At 45.0% G+C, this 19,230-nt stretch carries 14 protein-coding genes; 4 read left to right on the forward strand and 10 right to left on the reverse strand.

Annotated elements, in window-relative coordinates; all coding sequences use genetic code 11:
• Nucleotides 1-207 precede the first annotated feature (207 nt).
• Nucleotides 208-3,612 (forward strand): glycosyltransferase family 117 protein, encoded by a 3,405-nt coding sequence (locus tag BVU_RS05580; protein WP_005844143.1) that lies wholly within the window; start codon nt 208-210, stop codon nt 3,610-3,612.
• Between the two features lie 70 nt (nt 3,613-3,682).
• Nucleotides 3,683-4,294 (forward strand): polysaccharide deacetylase family protein, encoded by a 612-nt coding sequence (locus BVU_RS05585; RefSeq protein ID WP_005844141.1) that lies wholly within the window; start codon nt 3,683-3,685, stop codon nt 4,292-4,294.
• A gap of 57 nt (nt 4,295-4,351) precedes the next feature.
• Here BVU_RS05585 and BVU_RS05590 read toward each other — a convergent pair whose 3' ends face one another.
• From BVU_RS05590 to BVU_RS05625, 8 genes are all read right to left on the reverse strand, one after another.
• Nucleotides 4,352-5,524 carry a DUF4861 domain-containing protein gene (locus tag BVU_RS05590; protein ID WP_011965042.1) on the reverse strand — a complete coding sequence of 391 codons (1,173 nt, stop codon included), beginning with the start codon at nt 5,522-5,524 and terminating at the stop codon, nt 4,352-4,354.
• A gap of 96 nt (nt 5,525-5,620) precedes the next feature.
• Nucleotides 5,621-6,424 (reverse strand): gluconate 5-dehydrogenase, encoded by an 804-nt coding sequence (locus BVU_RS05595; RefSeq protein WP_011965043.1) that lies wholly within the window; start codon nt 6,422-6,424, stop codon nt 5,621-5,623.
• A 36-nt stretch (nt 6,425-6,460) separates the two neighbouring features.
• On the reverse strand, nt 6,461-7,303 hold the full coding sequence (gene kduI, locus BVU_RS05600; RefSeq protein ID WP_008666551.1) for a 5-dehydro-4-deoxy-D-glucuronate isomerase: 843 nt from the start codon (nt 7,301-7,303) through the stop codon (nt 6,461-6,463).
• A gap of 170 nt (nt 7,304-7,473) precedes the next feature.
• Nucleotides 7,474-8,874, reverse strand: coding sequence for a D-alanyl-D-alanine carboxypeptidase/D-alanyl-D-alanine endopeptidase (gene dacB / locus BVU_RS05605; RefSeq protein WP_011965044.1), 1,401 nt, complete (start codon nt 8,872-8,874; stop codon nt 7,474-7,476).
• Complete coding sequence (lpdA, locus tag BVU_RS05610) at nt 8,874-10,214, reverse strand: dihydrolipoyl dehydrogenase (protein ID WP_005844130.1); 1,341 nt, start codon at nt 10,212-10,214, stop codon at nt 8,874-8,876. Before lpdA ends, dacB begins: the two co-directional genes overlap by 1 nt.
• A gap of 15 nt (nt 10,215-10,229) precedes the next feature.
• Nucleotides 10,230-10,643, reverse strand: a complete 414-nt coding sequence (locus tag BVU_RS05615) for a PH domain-containing protein (protein WP_008666544.1) — start codon at nt 10,641-10,643, stop codon at nt 10,230-10,232.
• Nucleotides 10,644-10,646: 3 nt separating this feature from the next.
• The gene (locus BVU_RS05620) at nt 10,647-11,057 is read right to left on the reverse strand and encodes a PH domain-containing protein (RefSeq protein ID WP_005844126.1); all 411 of its coding nucleotides are present in this window, start codon (nt 11,055-11,057) and stop codon (nt 10,647-10,649) included.
• Between the two features lie 75 nt (nt 11,058-11,132).
• Nucleotides 11,133-11,693, reverse strand: a complete 561-nt coding sequence (locus BVU_RS05625) for an ORF6N domain-containing protein (protein ID WP_005844124.1) — start codon at nt 11,691-11,693, stop codon at nt 11,133-11,135.
• Nucleotides 11,694-11,848: 155 nt separating this feature from the next.
• On the opposite strand from BVU_RS05625, the gene nadB reads away from it, so the two are divergent.
• Entirely contained in the window at nt 11,849-13,429 is a 1,581-nt protein-coding gene (gene nadB / locus BVU_RS05630; protein WP_005844122.1) for an L-aspartate oxidase, read from the forward strand.
• A gap of 249 nt (nt 13,430-13,678) precedes the next feature.
• A complete protein-coding gene (locus tag BVU_RS05635; protein WP_085938703.1) occupies nt 13,679-15,406 on the forward strand; it encodes an ATP-binding protein in 1,728 nt (575 codons plus the stop codon).
• Between the two features lie 48 nt (nt 15,407-15,454).
• On the opposite strand, the gene BVU_RS05640 is transcribed toward BVU_RS05635, so the two are convergent.
• Together BVU_RS05640 and pelA are read right to left on the reverse strand one after the other, a co-directional pair.
• The gene (locus BVU_RS05640) at nt 15,455-16,810 is read right to left on the reverse strand and encodes a DUF1593 domain-containing protein (protein WP_011965047.1); all 1,356 of its coding nucleotides are present in this window, start codon (nt 16,808-16,810) and stop codon (nt 15,455-15,457) included.
• A 16-nt stretch (nt 16,811-16,826) separates the two neighbouring features.
• Nucleotides 16,827-18,968, reverse strand: coding sequence for a pectate lyase (pelA, locus tag BVU_RS05645; RefSeq protein WP_011965048.1), 2,142 nt, complete (start codon nt 18,966-18,968; stop codon nt 16,827-16,829).
• Between the last annotated feature and the right edge of the window lie 262 nt (nt 18,969-19,230).

Below are 19,230 nucleotides of genomic sequence, written 5' to 3' on the forward strand. Positions count from 1 at the left end.
AAGGTTTCCTTCATCTGTACAAACTGAAATTTCAGAACACAGTATACAAACCAGCAATAAAACATAGAAATTCCGTTAAGGACTGAAAGAAACATTTTCTGCCGCATTCCCTAAGGATAACACTAAATAACAGACCATTGCCTCCCTATTCCAACTTTCTTTCGTATCTTTGCGCCCATTGAACGTTAACGAAACAATAATATATTCATGAAACAGTACAAATTAGTCAACAACCTGGTAGGTTGGTTAGCTTTTGTCATCGCAGCTTATACTTACTGCATGACTATAGAACCGACAGCCAGTTTCTGGGATTGTCCGGAGTTCATCACCACCGGCTATAAATTAGAGGTAGGCCACCCGCCCGGTGCACCCTTCTTTATGCTTACCGCCAACTTATTCAGCCAATTTACAAGCGACCCCAGTCAAGTAGCCAGAATGGTCAATACCATGAGCGCTCTGATGAGTGCGGCTTGTATCCTGTTCCTTTTCTGGAGTATAACCCATCTGGTGAAAAAACTGATATGCCCCGATGACAAGGAGATGACCTTGGGCAAACTCATTACCATTATGGGGTCAGGACTGGTGGGAGCCTTGGCTTATACATGGAGCGACACCTTCTGGTTCAGTGCCGTAGAAGGCGAAGTATACGCTTACTCCAGTCTCTTCACCGCAGTCGTATTCTGGTTGATTCTAAAATGGGAATCCGTTGCCAACGAGCCTCACAGCGACCGCTGGCTGGTTCTGATTGCTTACCTGACCGGACTTTCCATCGGTGTGCACTTGCTGAACTTATTGTGTATTCCGGCCATTGTACTGGTGTACTATTATAAAAAGAATCCCGATGCCAACCTCAAAGGCAGTCTGCTGGCACTTACAGGCTCCATGGTGTTGGTTGCAGCAGTGCTGTACGGTATCGTGCCGGGCGTAGTAAAAGTGGGAGGATGGTTCGAACTGCTGTTCGTCAACAGTTTCGGTATGCCTTTCAACAGCGGTCTGATAGTCTACATCATTCTACTCGCCGCATCCATTATCTGGGGTGTTTACGAAAGCTATACGGAAAAGAGCCGCAAACGCATGAATATCTCCTTCATGGTAACTATCGCCATGCTGGGCATCCCTTTCTATGGCTACGGATGGAGCAGCGCCTTGATAGGCATTATCATACTAGGAATCTTGGGCGTTTATCTGTTTGCTGATTTGAACAAGAAATATCAGATTAGCGCACGTACTTTAAACACCTCTTTGCTGTGCATCATGATGATTATGGTAGGATACTCCTCATACGCCTTGATTGTGATCCGCTCTACCGCCAATACTCCGATGGACCAGAACTCTCCGGAAGACATCTTCACTTTAGGAGAATACCTGGGCCGCGAGCAATATGGAACCCGTCCTTTGTTCTACGGACAGACATACGCCTCCAAACCGGCACTGAAAGAAGTGGACGGAGGATGTGTATATGACGTGACGGAAGGCGCTCCCGTGTATCAACGGAAGGAGAAAGCGACTCCCGATGAAAAGGACAGCTACGAAGTAGTGCGTCATAAGACCGATTACAAGTATGCACAAAATATGCTCTTCCCGCGCATGTACAGCGATGCACACGCACAGGCCTACGAAGACTGGCTGGGCGGCATCAAAGGCGTGCAGGTTCCTTACGACCAGTGCGGACAGATGGTGATGGTGAAAGTCCCGACCCAATGGGATAACATCAAGTTCTTCTTTATCTACCAGTTGAACTACATGTACTGGAGATATTTCATGTGGAACTTTGCCGGACGCCAGAATGACATACAGGGACAGGGTGAAATAGAACATGGCAACTGGATTACCGGAATACCGTTTGTGGACAAGTTCCTGGTGGGCGACCAAAGCCTGCTCCCCTCCGACCTGAAAAACAACAAAGGGCACAATGTATTCTATTGCCTGCCGTTGATTCTGGGACTTATCGGTCTGTTCTGGCAGGCTTACAAGACAAAACGTATCACGACTCCGAATGGGGAAGAGATAGAAGAACCGATAGGTATCCAGCAATTCTGGATCGTATTCTTCCTGTTCTTCATGACCGGTCTGGCCATCGTGCTTTATTTGAACCAGACCCCGATGCAGCCCCGCGAACGTGACTATGCATACGCAGGTTCGTTCTATGCATTTGCCATCTGGATAGGCATGGGTGTGGCGGGTATTGCCCAATGGCTGCAAGGCAAACTGGGTGAGAAACCGGCTTCCGTCATTGCAACTGTAGTTTGTCTGTTCGTACCCATCCAAATGGTGAGCCAGACGTGGGACGACCACGACCGCAGCAACCGTTATGTGGCACGCGACTTCGGACAAAACTACCTGAGCACCGTACAGGAAGAAGGTAACCCGATTATCTTTACCAATGGTGACAACGATACTTTCCCCTTGTGGTACAACCAGGAAACGGAAGGTTTCCGTACCGATGTACGTGTATGTAACCTGAGTTACCTGCAAACGGACTGGTACATCGACCAAATGAAGCGTCAGGCATACGACTCCCCGGCAGTGCCTATCGAATGGAGCCGTCTGGAATATGTACAGGGGCATAATGAAGGAGTGGCTGTACGTCCGGAAGTGATGGAAAGCATCAATAACTTCTACAAGCAGAACCCGGAAGAAGCCGCCAAGGAATTCGGAGACAACCCGTATGAATTGAAAAATATTCTGAAATACTGGGTACGCTCACCCAAAGAAGGTTTACAGCTGATACCGACGGACAGCATCGTCATCAAGCTGGACAAGGAGGCAGTGAAACGCTCGGGCATGATGATTCCCGACTCCCTGCATGGTGAAATCCCCGATTACATGAGTATCTCCCTGAAAGGCAAACGTATGCTGTACAAGAGCGAGCTGATGATGCTTGAGATGCTGGCAAATACCAACTGGGAACGTCCGTTGTACATGGCTATTACGGTGGGTAGCGACAATCATCTGAATTTGGGCAACAACTTCATGCAGGAAGGTCTTGCCTACCGCATCACCCCGTTCAACACCACCCGGCTGAACGCACGCATCGACAGCGAGAAAATGTACGATAACCTGATGAACAAGTTCAAGTTCGGAGGAATCAACAACCCGGATATCTATATCGACGAGACTGTGATGCGTATGTGCCAGACCCACCGCCGTATGTTTATACAGCTGGCTACCCAGTTGATAAAAGAAGGCAAGAAAGACAAGGCGTTGAAAGCCCTTGACTACTGTTCGGAAGTAATCCCAAGCACCACCGTGCCCCACGATTACATCATGAGCAGTTCAAAAGAAATGGCCGACGATTATCTGGCGTTAGGTGAAAAAGAAAAAGGAGAAGCCATTCTGAATGATCTGGCAAACAAATCGGTGGAATACATCACCTGGTACCTGAGTCTGGATGACCAACGCCTGCAAGGTTCATACGAGGACTGTCTGCGCAATTTCTATATTCTGGATGAGATCAACAAGAGCCTTGCCCGCGCAAATGCTGCCGGCGGTGTACAAGGTGAAGGTGAACAACAGAAAAAATCAGATATGGCAAGCCACTATGCCAAGAAGTTTGAAGACCTCTATGAGGTGTTCAACAAACGTGTAGGCGGCGGAGCAGGCAGAAAGTAAATAAAAGGTGTGGATTCTGCGGTGAATCCACACCTTTATATTTGTATAACCAACAAAAGCACACACATTCATGTTTATAGAACAACCCCCGCTGATACTCCGCTGGCTTTATCCACGCGCCTTCTGGCGAATGGACAAGAATGAAAAAGCGGTCTATCTGACTTTCGATGACGGGCCGATTCCCGAAATCACACCGTGGGTACTCGATTTATTAGACAAGTACAATATCAAGGCTACCTTCTTTTTGGTGGGCGACAATGTGCGCAAGCATCCCAAGGAATTCCAGATGATTGTAGAACGGGGACATCGTTTGGGAAATCATACTTTTAACCATATCCGGGGATTCGAATACCGAAGCAAGAACTATCTGGCCAATACGGACAAAGCAAACGAGCTGATCCATACCAACCTGTTCCGTCCGCCACATGGCCACATGCGCTGGATGCAGTACATGGTGCTGCGGCATAAATACCAGATCGTAATGTGGGACTTGGTTACCCGTGACTATAGCAACAAGCTGAATGGAAGACAGGTACTGAGGAAGGTAAAACATTATGTGAGGAATGGCTCCATCATTACTTTCCATGACTCCATCAAGGCAGAGAAAAACATGAAATACGCCTTGCCCCGGGCCATAGAATGGCTGTTGGAACAAGGCTATGAATTCAAGGTATTTGACTGATAAAGCCAAATACCTTGTTTTTTTCGTGGCGTATACGCATACCCTCTTGTATATGTATCATTTTATGGCAACTGCCAATGGATTACGTATCTTCCGGGCATATTCTTCCAAATATTTATTCCAATCGGTATCGGCTTCGAAACCATATTTGCTCCAGCCTGATCCCCAATAATAAATATACTCGGCTCCCGGTTCATAATCATTAACCGCCAACACATGGCCCAAAGCATCCCCACGTTCCTTCCGTTCCTTTTCGGAGAACACTTGGGCAAACGCTCCTTTGACGGTAGCCGGGAATACGGCTCCTATGTAAATCACTCCATTGTTATTGGCAGCATTCTCCGTAGAGTCTGCATAAGCTATATAGCCTGCGTCTGCATCAAAACTATATCCCATAGGATTCTGTTTGTGCAATACAATGCCGGTCACCACCGGAGTGATTTCCTGCAAATTGTCAAAAGAAACCACAGTCTTGTTCAACTGCGACCCCTTGTCCAAAGAAATGATACGCGTTTCTATCACACTTGAATCCCCTTTTACAACCAACGGATTATAGACCAACTTAGCTGTGAATCGGAGCGGACCGTTATCCAAGATTTCACAATCCTTGTAACAATAGGGATAAACAATGGTACTATCAGGGAATAAAGCAGCTGTTCCTCCACCCAGAGTCGGGCCCACTGCATAGCAGTCCATTCCGTTTCCATGATCTACATGATAAGAAATACCCCGGTTCAAGTCACCGTCATAACGATCCTCCACTACCGGTTCGGACACACTTTTAGTCCAGATATCATAACCAAAGGCACGCTCGCCCTTCTCCTGCAAAGCAGGACCGTATGCACGATAAGCGGCACGGTCATTCTCCCATGCCACATCATCCAGACGTTCGGGATATTGACGCCCGCAAGCAACCACATCCACCGGCTGCGGAGTTCCTTCTGCAATTGTATAAACAGCCGAGGCATCCCCTTTCACCGAAGCAGGAAAGATAAGCATATCATCGTATGTTATCTGATAAGGTACTTCAAGCCCGTTCTCGTCCAATACGATAACCTGTGCCGTATCGGGTAATTGTAGTTTGCCTGTTATTTCAGCCATAGAGATTTCCACCATTTCCCCATTTCTGTCAATGGGAAGCGGATTGGTTATAGTGACAGTCACCGGCTCCTTTTGCGAACAGGAAAACATAGCTAACGCCGTTGCGACTGCTAAAAAGATTTTTTTCATACTATTTATTGTTTGTCGAACTGAAAGACAAAAATACAAAGAATCTGCAAGTATCAACAAAGACACAAGCAGATTCTTTCTATTTATATCTACTAATTATTTAGGCTGCTTACCAATGTAGGCCAGAATACCGCCATCTACATAGAGAATATGGCCATTGACGGCATTAGATGCTTCGGATGCAAGGAATACGGCAGGACCGGTCAATTCCTGCGGATCCAACCAACGGCCGGCCGGAGTCTTGGCACAGATGAATGTATCAAACGGATGACGGCTTCCATCGGGCTGGATTTCACGTAACGGAGCTGTTTGCGGAGTAGCGATATAGCCCGGACCGATACCATTACACTGAATGTTGTATTCTCCGTATTCAGAACAGATGTTACGGGTCAACATCTTCAAACCACCTTTAGCGGCAGCGTATGCAGAAACGGTTTCACGACCCAACTCAGACATCATAGAGCAGATATTGATGATTTTTCCGTGTCCTTTTTCCATCATCGCAGGCAAAACCGCTTTAGAAACAATGAACGGAGCATTCAAATCAATATCAATAACACGGCGGAAATCGGCAGCTTCCATCTCGTGCATCGGAACGCGACGGATAATACCGGCATTGTTTACAAGAATATCGATGGTACCTACTTTTTTGGCAATAGTGGCAACCATAGCCTGTACGGCAGGTTCGTCAGTAACATCGCATACATATCCGTGTGCCTTGATTCCTTTTTCAGCGTAAGAAGCCAGACCTTTATCCACCAATTCCTGATTGATGTCGTTGAAACAGATGGTTGCGCCCTGTTCTGCAAAAGCAGATGCAATAGCAAAACCGATACCATAAGAAGCGCCTGTTACAAGAGCTACTTTACCTTCCAAAGAAAAATTCAAATACTGATTCATGATACTTATATTATTAAATTAATGAAGTTATATGATTTATTTCAAGTCTGTAATCAATGAGAAGTCCTGATCACCGTAATCCAGATTCTCTCCACCCATACCCCAGATAAAGGTATAGTTGTGTGTTGCCGCCGCACTATGGATAGACCATTCGGGAGACAAGACTGCCTGATCGCCTTTCATCCATATATGACGGGTTTCATCCACTTCTCCCATAAAATGGCAAACAGCGTGTTCATCGGGCACTTCGAAATAGAAGTAGGCTTCCATACGGCGGCTGTGCACGTGCGCCGGCATGGTGTTCCACACACTTCCCGGTTTCAGTTCGGTCATTCCCATCTGCAACTGGCAGGTAGGCAATACCTGACTGACCAGCATCTTGTTGATGCAACGATGGTTGGACCCTTCCAATGAACCCATTTCAGCAACGATGGCATCTGCCTTGGTCACTTTTTTATCGGGATAGTTACGATGAGCGGTAACAGAGTTAAAATAGAATTTGGCAGGGTTCTTGACATCTTTACTTTCAAAAGTCACTTCCCGGTCTCCCGAACCCAGATAAAGCGCTTCTTTATAATCCAGTTCGAACACGGCATCTCCGGCTTTGACCACACCGGGACCGCCCACATTGAAGATCCCCATTTCACGGCGGGTAAGGAAATAAGGCGCTTTCAACGGATCGATAGCCTCCAGCTTCAATACCTCCCCTACGGGTCTGGCTCCTCCTACAATCATGCGGTCATACATGGAATAAACCATGTTCACCTCATTGTCCGAAAATACTTTTTCCATTAAGAAATCCCGTCGTATCCTTTGGGTGTCATAGCCTTTGGCATCTTCGGGATGCGCGGCATAACGGATTTCATAATTTGTCTTCATAAGCAGCTATTTTATGTTTTTATAGTATTCCGAATTATTTCGACTTGGGCAAAGTTACGAAACAATCTTGTTCCGATGCTGCAAAAATCGTTCAGAATAGGTATAAATTTTGTCCTATTATATGCAAAATCTGCTACTTAATACGTTTCAGAACATTCAAAAACTCAAATTCAACGAGATAAAATATCACAAAACTTATCTTGAAATGCACGCGCCCGGCTTAATTTCAGTACATTCTGATTGATGATAACAAAGGCCAGTTGATGTCCGTCAGCAGCTTTTACATAGCCTGCCAGCGAGCTGACTCCGGTTACAGAACCTGTTTTTGCATGCACATTTCCACGGGCCTTGGTCTGCTTCATCCGGTTTTGTAAAGTACCGTCCACTCCGGCTATGGGCAGGGACTCATAGAAAGGAAGAAAAATTTCCCGATGATAGTAGGCATATTTCAAATACTCCAATAGTAAACGTGGAGAGATATAATTATAAACGGAAACACCGCTGCCGTCCGCTATCTTATAGTTCTCCGGGTTAAACCCTAAAGCTGTTTTCATAAAGGCGTGAATGGCATCGGTTCCATCTTCTCCCGTCACCCGTTTATGCAGGGAACGCTTGGCAGCCAAATGATAAAACATCGATTCGGCGCACAAGTTATCACTTTTCTTCAAAGCTCTTTCCAACACTTCCTTGAGTGGTCTTCGGACGGTATAAAGCGTAACTATACTGTCGGCCGTTACAGGACAATCGGCATACGTGCAAGTTCGCGCTTCAATTCCTTTGCTGCGCAAACGGCTGACAAAGGTATGGAAAAAGAAATCTTTGGAAGTATATACATTCAATTTCTCAGTATAGGGATAAGAAACATTTCCGGAAACGGTAATGATATTGCCATTGCTGAGCCAGTTGCGGGTGATTTTCAGCTTCCCGGCTTGCGGATTACGGCTCACCCCATGATTATGAACCTGATAATAATCGGAAACCGGCGTACAAACGACTTTAGGCAACGAGTCCTTCTGAGCAGGAGAGACCGATACATCCACGCAGCCCCTATTCAGCATGAGAGGGGAAAGATAGGGCTGGAAGGAGTAAGGAGTATCGTCCCAACACCAGCCGGAACCCCAATAAACCGAGTCCGTCATGGAAACATCCGCCGCAAGGGTGTCTGTCACATAACGGATGCCTTGACTTGCCAACGCATCTACCAGACGGTCCAGATCCTCGTCCATAAATTCCGGATCAAAACCGCCTATCAGATACAGACTGCCTTTCAACGTGTCATTTTCTATTTTTCCACGATAACGAAGACCGGTATCCATGGTATAATCCGCTCCCAGTTGCGCCAAGGCGGTAACCGAAGTGATTATCTTCTCAACAGAAGCAGGACGGTATAGTTTCTCGTCCTGATAACGGTAAACGGATTTCCCGGTGGTCAGATCGAATACGGCAATACCCACTTCGGATGTTTTCAGAACTTCCTCATGCAGTAAAGCGTCCAGCCGCTGAGATAGCGGCTGGGCGTTTATGAAGTGAATAGATAAAATCAGTAAAAAGAAAAATAAAACTCGTTTCATTATAGTTCCCTGAATATCTCACCCACAGTAGGATGAGGAAATACATATCGTTTCCAATCCTCTATGGTCTTACCATCCTCAATAGCCATACCTGCCAATACAATCAGCTCGGAAGCAGGATTACCCAACATATGCGCTCCCAATACAGTACCGTCTTCGGCTGTCAAAACTTTGCAGACACCGTTCACTCCCTCGTTCTCGGCTACAAAACGCCCGGAGTAAGCCATCGGCAACTTAACGGCTCGATAAGGAATACCTGCGGCCTGCAAAGCTTCCTCGCTCATACCTACCCCGGCAATCTCAGGATTTGTATAGACCACACCCGGTATGGCACGATAGCTCATCACATCTTCCTTACCTGTAATATGATGGACAGCCACTTCCGCTTCACGCACGGCGGTATGTGCCAACAAAGAGACTCCGTTCAAATCACCGCATACATAGACACCGGGAACGGAAGATTGCAAATGTTCATCTACTTTGATGCATCTGCGCTCCGTCCATTCCAAATTCAGATTTTCCAGTCCGAAACCTTTTGTCACCGGACGACGGCCTACACTCATCAATAACTTATCAGCTGTAACAGTTCCTGTTCCATCTGCATTTTCGTATGACACAGTAATACCGGTCTCCCCTTTGGATACCCCTACTACTTTCGTACTGAGCAGGAACTTGATTCCTTTTTTGGCATATTCAGCCCGGAGCATGGCCGACAGCTCTTTATCCATGCCACCCAGGATTTCATCCAACATTTCGACCACAGTCACCTGCACTCCCAAACTGGTGAAGAAAGAAGCAAATTCCATACCGATCACTCCACCGCCGACAATAGTCAATGAAGCAGGTACTTCTTTATTATCCAGTGCATCACGGTGCGTCCAGTAATCCACGTTTTCCACTCCCGGAATAGGAGGAATAAATGTTTCACTGCCGGTACACAGCAGCAAATTCTCACATTCGTAGGTTTCCCCACCGCATTGGATGGTATTCTTATCTACAATCGTGGCTTCTCCCGTCACTATATGTACCTGATGCGCAGTCAGTTTTGCCTTGATTCCCAATACCAGCTTACGAACCACCTTTGATTTACGCGCCACAATCTTTCCTAAATCAAAAGAAGCTTCAGGCACATTCACGGCATACTTTGAAGCATGTTTCGCATAATCATATACTTTAGCCGAATAAAGCAAGGTCTTGGTAGGAATACATCCCTCATTCAGGCAGACACCGCCCAGACTTCTTTTTTCGAACAATACAACACTCAGTCCTGCCTTTCCGGCAGCTTCGGCAGCAGTATACCCTGCGGGACCTCCACCGATGATTGCAATTTGATATTTCATGGTATTTATTTTGGGTTAATTAGTTTTTATCTGTTCAAAACCTTCAACAGACAGATTTGGATCTATTTCTCTCAATGCTTCTACAAATTCCAAAGGCTTATCAGGGTTAATCATTACAAAACCTTGGGCGTGCTCTATTTTCACCTTTTGCATTCCTATTGCATTCGGATTATAAGACACTTTACGGATTCCGTCTACACATATTCTGTTCCCCCATCCCGGTTTAATTTCCAGAACACCATTGTCTTTTACAATATAAATGGTTTTCGATTGCGAATAAAACATTAATACAGAAATAATAATTCCCCCAAGCGCCGAAAAAGCCCAACTTTGCTCCAAATACACATTCAGAAAAATAATCAGAACAACCAGACTGACTATAATAATCCACCACCTACGAGCTCTTTTTGTTTTAAATACTTGCTCCATAATTTATTCCTCCTCTATCCTATGCTCCAGCCGCTTCACCAACGCATTGATAAATTCTTCCGGCTTTACAGGAACCAATGACAATAAATTTTTCTTCTCATAATGTATCAATACATATTTCGAAGGCATAATTCCACCGAATCCGGAACTTCGTTTCAGCTCCACATCCGTAATGTCAGTCAAGGGAATGGTCTTCCCTTTATAAAAACGACCATAATACACCACCAGCTTTCCATCCGCAGTCAGCGTATAAGTAGAATGGATAATACGTTCAATGGTAATGATCAGCCCCAATGCCACCACCAATCCTATCATTGCCTTCATACACCAGAAAGCAAATACCATGACGGCTGTCAGCAGTATCAGAAACAGATAAGTGCCTCCTGCTATCTTCACATGAAAAATTCGATTCATCATCTTATTGTAATTTGCCCGAAAGATAATAAATTTATCGTTTATCGACCTCATTACGGCGCAGAATGAGAGAATTTATCCTTTTTTTGTCCTCTTTACTGTACGTTTCATCTTCAAAGCATACAAATTTAATTCGATAGAAGATTCCGTTTCTGTTATATCACCCTCATCAGTCAGCAGTTCATTCAGCAGTTCTCCACTACGTTGTACCAGACTCTTCCTCTTTTCCTCATCATACTCGGTAGCCATGATATTTACATTCCGTACTAATGTCCTTAACTTAAAGAATGATTCGATAATGGCAAAAGTAGTTGCGGTAGCTCTCGGACTTCTTAAAATTGTAGCCAGCATATAAAGCCCTTTTTCGGTAAATGCTTTAGGTTCTACGGGAGAATGTTTCAAACTACTGAACCGGTCGAAATTTTCGACCAGTTGCTGTTTTTCAGATACTTGCAACGAAAACATATAACCATTTGGGAATTTGTCCCGATTGTTTTTTACTGCTTCATTAATTCGTTTGGTTTCTACGCCATAAAGCTTAGCTACATCCCGGTCTATCAGTACTTTCTCACCCCTCAACTCAATTATAAGTTCTTTTACCTCACTTTCGTGAATGATTTCTTTATTGTTTTCCATCCTATTCTATTTAAAAATGCAGAAAGTTACACTTTTAATTTCATACTTGCATTATCTATTTCGTTTATTCTTCACGAAAAAAATAGTAAAAACAAGAGTAAAAGGTACAATGAATAAAGGTTTTTCGTAGCTTTGCACCCATAAAGCATATTATCATGGTTAAAAAATTCGATTTCCTTGTTATCGGCTCAGGACTTGCCGGAATGAGCTTCGCACTGAAAGTAGCTCACAAAGGTAAAGTCGCCCTGATTTGTAAAGCAGGACTGGAAGAAGCCAATACCTATTTTGCTCAGGGAGGTATAGCATCTGTTACCAACTTGAAAGTAGACAATTTCGAGAAACACATTGAAGACACGATGATTGCCGGCGATTGGATCAGTGACCGCGCGGCTGTAGAAAAAGTAGTGCGAGAAGCACCTGCACAAATCCAGGAACTGATAAAATGGGGAGTGGATTTTGATAAAAAAGAGGATGGAGAATTCGACCTCCACAAAGAAGGAGGCCATTCCGAGTTCCGTATCCTGCACCACAAAGACAATACAGGAGCTGAAATACAAACCAGCCTGATAGAAGCGGTAAAAGCTCATCCCAATATTACCATATTTACAGATCACTATGCGGTAGAAATCATTACCCAGCATCATTTGGGAATTATCGTCACCCGCCATACACCAGGCATCAAATGTTTCGGTGCTTACGTATTGAATGAGAAAACAGGAGAAGTGGATACGTTCCTGTCCAAAGTAACTGTAATGGCAACAGGCGGATGCGAAGCGGTATACCGCAATACAACCAATCCACTGGTAGCTACGGGAGACGGCATTGCTATGGTATACCGTGCCAAAGGAGCAGTAAAGGACATGGAATTTATACAATTCCATCCCACCGCCCTCTTTCATCCGGGAGACCGTCCCAGTTTCCTCATCACCGAAGCCATGCGCGGTTACGGTGCTGTCTTAAAGAATCAAAGTGGCGAAGAATTCATGCAAAAATATGATCCACGCCTGTCATTGGCCCCACGTGATATCGTAGCACGTGCCATTGATAACGAAATGAAGCAGCGCGGTGAAGATCATGTATATCTGGATGTGACGCATAAAGATCCGGAAGAAACAAAAAAACATTTCCCCAATATTTATAAAAAATGCCTCAGCCTAGGCATTGATATTACTAAGGACTATATTCCTGTGGCTCCGGCTGCTCATTATCTGTGCGGAGGTATCAAAGTCGATCTGGACGGACAGAGCAGCATCAACCGTTTGTATGCCATCGGCGAATGTTCATGTACCGGTCTGCACGGAGGTAACCGTCTGGCTTCCAATTCGCTGATAGAAGCAGTGGTTTATGCGGACGCGGCAGCCAAACATGCACTAAATGTACTCGACCGGTATGACTTCAATGAGGATATCCCCGAATGGAACGATGAAGGAACCATGAACAATGAAGAACGGGTACTGATAACCCAAAGCATGAAAGAGGTGAACCAGATTATGGAAGCTTATGTAGGTATTGTGCGCAGTAATACGCGATTAATCCGTGCTTGGAACCGATTGGATATTTTATATGAAGAAACCGAGCGTCTTTTCAAACGCTGTAAGGCTTCACGCGAACTTTGCGAACTGCGTAACATGATTAACATCGGGTATTTGATCACCCGTCAGGCAATGGAACGGAAAGAGAGTCGCGGACTGCATTATACGATTGACTATCCACATGCCGCGGCAGAGAAGAAATAAGAAACTGATTTCAGAATCCACCAAGAGGGTGTGCCAAAAGGTCTAAATAATAAACATGGCTTTTGGCACGCCCTTTTTTTCGACCCAGTAGAAATCTAGCGGGGAGTAATAAAGAATTTTCTTTCAAGCGCATAACTTACCTTGAACATCTTCTTTCTATTAAAAACTTTATTTCCTTTGTTCCTTCAGGAAGAATAGACTATCTTTGTTGTATTGGCATCCGGATACGAACTAAAGACAACAGAAGCAATGATGGAAAATATAAAAGAAATCCCCTATGGCATTGCCAACTTCGTGGAAGTGGCAGAGCAGAACATGTACTATGTAGATAAAACCATGTATCTGCCTTTGCTGGAAAAACAGCCCCGGAACCTGTTCTTTATCCGTCCCCGCCGCTTCGGCAAGAGTATCTTTTTGAGTATGCTGCGTGCGTATTATGACATAGCACAAAAAGAAAAGTTCCAGAAACGCTTCGGCAATCTATGGATAGGCAGCCGCCCCACCCCCCTGCAAGGAAAATTTCAGGTGGTGTATCTTGATTTCTCGCGCGCCAGTGGCGGAAGCGGTTCACTGGAAGAAAATTTCAATAACTATTGCGGCATGGTGATGGACCTGTTCGGCAAAGTGTATGAGCCTTATTATTTTCCCGGATTTGCACAAAAGATGGAAGAACAGCCCGACTTTGTCAGCAAGTTGAACTACCTGAACCTGCATGCGGCTGAATCCGGAATGAAACTTTACCTCATCATCGACGAATACGATAACTTTACCAACATCGTTCTGAACGAGCAGGGAAAAGACATTTATCATGCCCTGACCCATGCCAGCGGATTCTACCGTGAAATATTCAAGAAATTCAAAGGCATGTTCGAGCGCATCTTCATGACCGGCGTCAGCCCCGTCACCTTGGACGACCTGACCAGCGGATTCAACATCGGCTGGAATATCAGTACCGACTACCAGTTCAACATGATGCTGGGATTCAGCGAAACGGACGTGCGCACCATGTTCCAATATTATAAGGATGCCGGACAGCTCCCGATCGACGCGGACATCGAAGCAATGATCCGGGAGATGAAACCGTGGTATAATAATTACTGTTTCGCAGAAGAAAGCCTGGAACGCGACCCGAAAATGTTCAATTGCGACATGGTACTTTACTACCTGCGCAATTACATCACGCTGGGCAAATCTCCTAAAGAGATGATAGATCCCAACACCCGTACGGACTACAACAAAATGAAGAAACTAATCCAGCTGGACAAGCTGGACGGCAACCGCAAGGGCGTATTACGTAAAATCACCGAAGAAGGGCAAATTATCACCAACCTGATCACCACCTTCCCGGCCAAGGAAATCGCCAAACCCGAAATCTTCCCCAGCCTGCTCTTCTATTATGGCATGTTGACCATCACTGCCACACGCGGCAGCCGCTTGGTATTGAGTATCCCCAACTATAATGTGCGCAAACAGTATTACGAATTCATGCTGGAGGAGTACCAGGACAAACGCCATATCAACCTGAACAATTTGATGGACCTGTTCGATGAAATGGCTTACGAAGGCCATTGGCGCGAAACACTGGAATTCATTGCCCATGCCTACAAGGAAAATTCATCTGTACGCAGTGCCATGGAAGGCGAGCGAAATATACAGGGTTTCTTCACCGCCTACCTCAGCGTAAACGCTTATTACCTGATGGCTCCGGAAATGGAACTGAGCCACGGTTACTGCGACCTCTTCCTCATGCCGGACCTGATGCGCTACGAGGTGAAGCATAGCTATATTCTTGAACTGAAATATCTGTCGGTGAAGGACACGGAAGAGAAAGCCCGGACGCAATGGCAGGAAGCGGTGAAACAGATTAACGAATATGCTGCCGCACCCCGGGTACGGCAGTTGGTGCAGAACACGAAGCTGCACTGTATTATCATACAGTTCCGGGGATGGGAGCTGGAGCGGATGGAAGAAGTGTAGGCCTGTTCAAAACAACATGACAGTACGGATGAAAATTCATACAGGAAGTCAATTCACATTCAGAATCACTCTTTTATAAGACTTTAGATTAGGCGTTCCATTATCTGTAAGTTCAAGTATCAAATGTAACTGTTTGCCCGGATTATCCGGTACAATTATCTCCGCCCTCTTCTCATCGGCGTGCTTTATAGCCACCTTTGTTTGCACACTGCCTGCTTCCCGATATTGCCACCATTGGTAAGACAATGAATTTTTATCAGGGTCAAATGAAGGAGAGGCATCCTGTATTATTTTTTCTCCCGGCCGGACTGTGCGTACACTTTCTCCCAATATCCGGGCAACAGGTTGATGATTTGCCTTTGAATATTCATCAGCCACGCACCAGTCGGCACGAGCCGCCCAGTCATTTTGTATAGCAGGCAACCAACGCTGGAAAGTATAATGTGAATCCGGCACACCGTTTTTCAAATCATTCCCATCTTGCATGTGATTGCCATTTTTATACTCCGGGCGTCCTCCCCATCCTCCTAATGTATAGTCTGTATGCTGTTCAAGTCCATTACGTATAAGAGGCATAAAAGAAGGAGTATCCCCCTCACTGGTATATTCCTGAGGATAGGCGGCACACAGTGGTCCGTGCCCGTTCTTAATATGGTCAGCCAACCAAGGTTTATCCATGATCTGTTGCAACTCTTTTGAATTTTTACTAAGTCTGTTCTTAAAATAATAATCCACACTCATGTAATCCCATACATATCTCCATCCTCCATCATGATCCGGTGCGCCCGATTCATAAATAATGATTTCAGGAAGATTCTGTTCTATCCATTTTCCACCGCCGTCCTGATACCAAATACAATATAATCTGGCTTTTGATACCGCTTTTGCCCATTCTGCAGCAGAATATTTCTGCTTGATCTGCCATAAGGCATTGGCCTGGGTGTTGGCTCCACCCCATGCTAAAATATGAACAGGCCTCGGATCAGAATCAAGCAATGTCCTTATGATGAGCTGTGCCCCCTCGCTATCAGACAGTAAAGGAGGCAATTTATGCAAGTCCTCTCTGTTCTCATTACCAACCGCCAAGACACTTAGCAGATATTCAGCATCGGGATAATCGGGATTATGTTTCCTCAAATTAGGCAGACATTCCGCATATTTGGCAATTTGTGATTCGATCCATTTATCTTTACTATGTCCGTCTTTCTGTACCCCATTGACTTGAACAATGCCTGCGACATCATAATCAGAAGAATACATAAGAAAACGAATCATAGAACTTTGATCGTCAATCTCACCATCCGTAGTGACAATAACCCGGGGCTTCTCCTGCTGTCGGGCAACAGCAGATAACATTGACACAAACAAAAAAACAATACAGCATAAAACAGGGGTCATTTTCATATTACAAACTGTTAAATTAGTAGGCCAACACATTCCAAAGATCTCTGATACGTTGTTCGGGGTCCCATTTGCCATTGAATGTCCACTTGGCGGTAACGCCATAAAACTCCGGAGCATTCTCCGCCTCCTTTAAATTATCGTTTAACCAGCCACTATGCCCTCCTTCACGGGTACAACCATAATAATAGGTACGTAGCCCCCACGGACAGGGATCAAGCACTTTATCCGAATAAGCATAATGAATATTCCCGTCAAGCACATTCTTCGACATTTTACATTTGATGAGATAAAACTGGGAATCATGATGATAGCGTCCTAAAAGTGTCGGTGTCTTAGCATCAAATGAAGAATTGGTAATAACCAGTTTCTTGTTCTTGTCACCTCGTCCGTCATGCCAAATCATGGCACGGCTATCACCATAAAAATGGCAGCGTGTGGCATAGCACCATCCGCGAGGACAAAGAAAATCCACACCCGGACAACGAAGATAGAGATCGGCATGATAATACATACCATTGCTTCCGGGTGCCCACAAGGAAAGGGCATCGTTTCCATCGGCCCATACATTACTGTTGATGATAATGGTACGAGTGGCACGTCCAAAAATCGCCATCTGATGGATGGTCGTATTTTCAACGGCAGTTCCGTAATTGTTGTAAACAGTCAGTCCGCTAATAACACAATCATCCGCACCTTCCTGCAACACAATGACACCATTGCCTACCGGACGTCCATGATATTCCGTGATGGCACGTGTCTGGGCTGTTTCAGCCAAGACAATCCGCGTACTGTCACGGTTTTCCCCCACCAAAACAATATTAGGCCTGTCAATAATCACTTTTTGATGATACGTTCCGTTCAACAATAAGATTTTAAAAGGTACTGTCGGAATTTCCGGAGCCTTTTCAATAGCTGCCTGAATACTCTCTCCCGGCTTTACCACCACATCAAAAGCCGTACGCTCTGCCATGGGACGACGATACATTTCAATAAGCCCGTTTTCATTCGCTCCTTTGGTTGCCAGACTGATTGCCACTTTATGCTTCGGATCATATTTGTCCGCCCATGCATTGTATATGGCAAAAAGCTCAGCCGGTCTGCTATTGTACCAACTATATCCGTTACGACGTTCTGTTCCTATTTCTTCCAAATGGCGACGTGGCAGCCCATCACGGTCACATACATACGGTTCACAATATTTCAAATCATAATAACGCGCCCAAATAGGCTTGGCTTGAGGATCTTCCACAAGACGAGTATCCCGCTCACCATTTGCCAGCACGATACGCTCGCATTTCAAACCGGTAAGTTTATACCTGTCAAACCATTTCATGGCTCCGTGAACCGCCCGCTTCACACGTGCGTCGGGTGCAGGTAATTCCATGAGCAGACGCACAATTCCGGCACTCTCCGCCGAACAATAAGACGGCAACTCATATGCACGTGCCGGTGCAGGCTTCAATGTTTCCCTATCATTCTGCTGACACCACACTGAAGGTTCTCCATCCTTTATAATTTGTGTAGCCAGTATACACTCTATTCCTTTATTAAAGGCTTTTCCCAAACGTACACACAAAGCCTTGTCTATCAAATCATCCTCATAAGGCGCTTTGTGATTCATCATATCACGCATCATATTCAATGTATTGACAATGGCATCGTCATTAAAAGTAATATGTACCTGATAACCACGCGGACCGGGCCAGAATTGCGGCCATCCTCCGTTTTCGTATTGACCACTCAGCAAATATTCCACTCCCTGAAGGAAAGCATCCCGATAACGTATATCCTTAGTCTGCCTATAAAGACGGGCTAAAAAAATCATCTGGGCAGTTGTGGCATTATTATCTATCGTAGAATCATCACGACGTGATTTATCCTTTATCACTTTAGCCAGCTCTTTATCATTCATGCGGCGGGCCATATCTATATTCTTCGGCCAACCGCCCGTACAGCGTTGAAAAGCCAATACATTTTCAGCAATCCGCCGAGCTTCATCTGTCAGAAAGAAAGAATCCTGCTCCATACGTGCTATTTGTTTCCATTCCTTAGGATACGACTCATTATCCTTTTTATGAGCTCTTTGCTGCGCAAAGGAGCCGGTTACCATGGCAAAAGCCATAAAGCCAATAAACACTTTTTTGAATGTATTTTTCATTATTCCTATATGTTTTGATAAAAACCAGCAAACAAAATTATGCGTTTTCCAATCTGAATACAGAGAATATTTGGTCTTTTTCAGGCAGATTTTGCACAGACATCATCAAACCTATACAATTTTTGATACTCTGCCCCTTTACCTATACATAAAAAAGCCTATCTATCACAGATCGGCTTTTCTATCAAATATCTGTCTTTCAAAATCCAAAGATTCTCAGAAGACATTCACATTATAATAACTATAAAACTTATCAAACCCC

Source organism: Phocaeicola vulgatus ATCC 8482 (assembly GCF_000012825.1).
Classification (GTDB): domain Bacteria; phylum Bacteroidota; class Bacteroidia; order Bacteroidales; family Bacteroidaceae; genus Phocaeicola; species Phocaeicola vulgatus.

Excerpts from the sequence above, each read along its gene's own strand:
- BVU_RS05580 (WP_005844143.1), top strand. The coding sequence starts at position 208 with ATGAAACAGTACAAATTAGTCAACAACCTGGTAGGTTGGTTAGCTTTT.
- BVU_RS05585 (WP_005844141.1), top strand. The coding sequence starts at position 3,683 with ATGTTTATAGAACAACCCCCGCTGATACTCCGCTGGCTTTATCCACGC.
- BVU_RS05590 (WP_011965042.1), bottom strand. The coding sequence starts at position 5,524 with ATGAAAAAAATCTTTTTAGCAGTCGCAACGGCGTTAGCTATGTTTTCC.
- BVU_RS05595 (WP_011965043.1), bottom strand. The coding sequence starts at position 6,424 with ATGAATCAGTATTTGAATTTTTCTTTGGAAGGTAAAGTAGCTCTTGTA.
- kduI (WP_008666551.1), bottom strand. The coding sequence starts at position 7,303 with ATGAAGACAAATTATGAAATCCGTTATGCCGCGCATCCCGAAGATGCC.
- dacB (WP_011965044.1), bottom strand. The coding sequence starts at position 8,874 with ATGAAACGAGTTTTATTTTTCTTTTTACTGATTTTATCTATTCACTTC.
- lpdA (WP_005844130.1), bottom strand. The coding sequence starts at position 10,214 with ATGAAATATCAAATTGCAATCATCGGTGGAGGTCCCGCAGGGTATACT.
- BVU_RS05615 (WP_008666544.1), bottom strand. The coding sequence starts at position 10,643 with ATGGAGCAAGTATTTAAAACAAAAAGAGCTCGTAGGTGGTGGATTATT.
- BVU_RS05620 (WP_005844126.1), bottom strand. The coding sequence starts at position 11,057 with ATGAATCGAATTTTTCATGTGAAGATAGCAGGAGGCACTTATCTGTTT.
- BVU_RS05625 (WP_005844124.1), bottom strand. The coding sequence starts at position 11,693 with ATGGAAAACAATAAAGAAATCATTCACGAAAGTGAGGTAAAAGAACTT.
- nadB (WP_005844122.1), top strand. The coding sequence starts at position 11,849 with ATGGTTAAAAAATTCGATTTCCTTGTTATCGGCTCAGGACTTGCCGGA.
- BVU_RS05635 (WP_085938703.1), top strand. The coding sequence starts at position 13,679 with ATGATGGAAAATATAAAAGAAATCCCCTATGGCATTGCCAACTTCGTG.
- BVU_RS05640 (WP_011965047.1), bottom strand. The coding sequence starts at position 16,810 with ATGAAAATGACCCCTGTTTTATGCTGTATTGTTTTTTTGTTTGTGTCA.
- pelA (WP_011965048.1), bottom strand. The coding sequence starts at position 18,968 with ATGAAAAATACATTCAAAAAAGTGTTTATTGGCTTTATGGCTTTTGCC.